At 45.9% G+C, this 2,907-nt stretch carries 2 protein-coding genes and 1 pseudogene; 2 read left to right on the forward strand and 1 reads right to left on the reverse strand.

Translation table 11 applies throughout. From position 1 onward, the window contains the following. A pseudogene (locus F6K20_RS32275) lies at positions 1-999 on the forward strand (zinc ribbon domain-containing protein); the annotation flags it as partial. Positions 1,000-1,151: 152 nt separating this feature from the next. Here F6K20_RS32275 and F6K20_RS32280 read toward each other — a convergent pair. Continuing rightward, positions 1,152-1,490 (reverse strand): P-II family nitrogen regulator, encoded by a 339-nt coding sequence (locus tag F6K20_RS32280; RefSeq protein ID WP_008186144.1) that lies wholly within the window; start codon positions 1,488-1,490, stop codon positions 1,152-1,154. Between the two features lie 322 nt (positions 1,491-1,812). On the opposite strand from F6K20_RS32280, the gene F6K20_RS32285 reads away from it, so the two are divergent. Next, on the forward strand, positions 1,813-2,907 hold a 1,095-nt coding region (locus F6K20_RS32285), incomplete at its 3' end, for a class I tRNA ligase family protein (protein WP_287297487.1).

Consider the following 2,907-nt stretch of genomic DNA (forward strand, 5'->3'; position numbering starts at 1 on the left):
TAACAAGTAGGTTATAGCTGCCAGCAACTCTCTCGTAATACCTATCAACTGGAATTGGCGGGATTAAGGAGAGGGAAGAGGAACAGGATAGTGGTCAGATCTAATCGAAAAATCAAAGGACAGATTAGGTTGATCTACAACAAACTTCAGCAAAGATTTGAAATTCACTTCTTAGTAAACCATGGCACTTCAGAAATACCTGCCGACCGTCAGAGTATTGGAGTAGACAAGGGATACACTGAAGCATTCTATGACTCAGAAGGTCAGGGACACGGGAAAGGACTAGGTAAAGTAGCTACAAGAAAATCAGATAGAATATGTAAAAAAAATCGAAACAGAGGAAAGCTGTGGGCTATTCACCGGAAACTAGAAAAGATAGACTCAGCCAAGTCTGCTAGAATACTAAGAAACAATCTGAGCAGAAAGACCGAGAATAAACGATACAGGAGAAACCAATCAGAACTAAAGGCAATAATAGGAGCTGCCTCAAAGTCTCTTTTTGATGAAAAATCCTTAAAAGTATTTGCAGAAGATTTAACACAACCGTTTAAGAATAAGCGTCAGTCTAAGGCTATGTCCCGCAAACTCAATAGTTGGATGATTGGAGTTATGCGGGACTCCTTGCATAAATGGGCGAATTGGACTGGCTCGGTTGTCACGGAAGTTCAGCCTAGTTACACGTCGCAAGTTGACTCCAGGAATGGAACCCTATTAGGGAAAAGGACTGGGGATAACTTTACCGGATTTGATGGGGTCGTGTTACAGGCTGACCACAATGCCGCCAAGAACATCCTTGCTAGGGGTGCGGACAAGGAAATTTCTCGGTTCTCTTCTAGGGCTGAGGTTCAGGCAGTGTTGTTGCGTCGTACCGCGCGTTTCTTGAAAGGTATGGGACTGAGCTTGCTAGATGCAGTTGAGCTTGGCTGGCTTGACTCCAAACATAGCAAAACTCAGGCTTTCAAGCAACTCCTGACCGGGATGCCAGGAACGTCCAAATAGACGAGTGGGAGGTTCAACTCCAATTACTGTACGACCACTCCTCACTTGGACAACAATAAATTGCACCTTGACCGGATTATCTGGGTTTATCCCAACTTATACCGGTTTAAGAGTATCCCTCAGCTCCCTTGGTATATTGGTATATAGGATATTTAGACGGCTTCTAGATTTTTTTCCCCAGTACGAATTCTGACCACCTGATCGACGGGGCTAATGAAAATTTTACCGTCGCCAATTTCACCGGTGCGAGCTGCAGCGATCACTTTGTCTACGACCATATCGACTTGTTCATCTTCTACGACGATTTCTACTTTGAGTTTTTGTAGGAATTCCACAGTGTACTCTGAACCGCGATAACGTTCAGTCTGACCTTTCTGGCGTCCAAAGCCTCGGACCTCAGACACTGTCATTCCTACAATGCCAGCGTTGACTAGGGCGATTTTGACTTCGTCCAGCTTAAATGGCCGGATGATGGCTTCTACTTTTTTCAAGCTCCTAACTCCTCAGTTGTTCTGCTATTCATTTGTTATATGATAAGCATGACACTTTATCTGACTGTGGATGTGGAAATTTTTGTAAATGCTGATAGGGTAACTCTCAAGTGTTGATCTCGATTGATCAACCGCGAAGACGACTCGCTTTTCTATACTTATCGATATATTAGCTGCACAGGTATTTGGTGACTGCCCACCAACTCATGCTCCCCTGCTTTTATGCCGCACGCATCCTTCCCGTCTTTGCAGTTCATTCCCTTAACTATACCTTGAGCCTGTGGCAAAATTGAGGTAAGCCCATCTATTCACCATTCCCAGCATGACCGCAACCACACCCACCCTGGCAACCAAATACGAACCCAAAACCACCGAAGCCAAGTGGCAAAAATACTGGGAAGAAAACCAAGTCTTCAAAGCTGACCCAAATCACCAGGGTGAACCCTACTGCGTTGTTATCCCCCCACCTAACGTTACTGGGAAGTTGCACATGGGTCATGCCTTCGAGAGTGCCCTGATTGACACCCTCGTGCGTTACCACCGGATGACAGGACGCAATACCCTGTGGCTACCGGGAACTGACCACGCTAGTATTGCTGTACAAACCATTCTCGATAGACAGCTAGAAGCTGAAGGCAAAACCCGCTATGACTTGGGACGGGAAAAGTTTCTTGAACGGGCTTGGGTGTGGAAGGAAGAATCAGGTGGCACCATCGTTAACCAGCTGAGGCGTTTGGGAGTCTCGGTGGATTGGTCGCGGGAACGCTTCACGATGGATGAAGGCTTATCGAAAGCGGTAATTGAAGCCTTTGTCCAACTTTATGATCAGGGACTGATTTATCGGGGCGAATATATGGTCAACTGGTGTCCAGCCTCGGAGTCGGCTGTATCAGATTTGGAAGTGGAAAATAAGGAAGTTGATGGGCATTTGTGGCATTTTCGATATCCCCTGACTGATAGCAATGGTTTTGTGGAAGTAGCTACCACTAGACCAGAAACTATGTTGGGGGATACGGCGGTTGCAGTTAATCCTGATGATGAACGCTACCAGGATTTAATTGGTAAAACTGTAACCTTGCCAATTATGGGACGAGAAATTCCGATTATTGCTGATGAGTTGGTTGATCCAGGGTTTGGCACCGGTTGTGTCAAGGTAACTCCTGCCCATGACCCTAATGACTTTCAAATGGGTCAGCGTCATAGTCTGCCATTCATTAACATCATGAATAAGAATGGCACCTTAAATGAAAAGGCTGGCCCTTTCCAAGGACAAGACCGGTTTGAAGCCCGGAAAAATGTGGTGAAGCAGCTCGAAGCAGAAGAGCTGTTGCTTAAGGTAGAGGACTACAAACATACGGTACCCTATAGCGATCGCGGAAAGGTTCCTGTTGAACCCCTAATCTCAACGCAATGGTTT

The sequence above is a fragment of the Moorena sp. SIO2C4 genome (assembly GCF_010672485.1).
GTDB classification, from domain to species: Bacteria; Cyanobacteriota; Cyanobacteriia; order Cyanobacteriales; family Coleofasciculaceae; genus Moorena; species Moorena producens.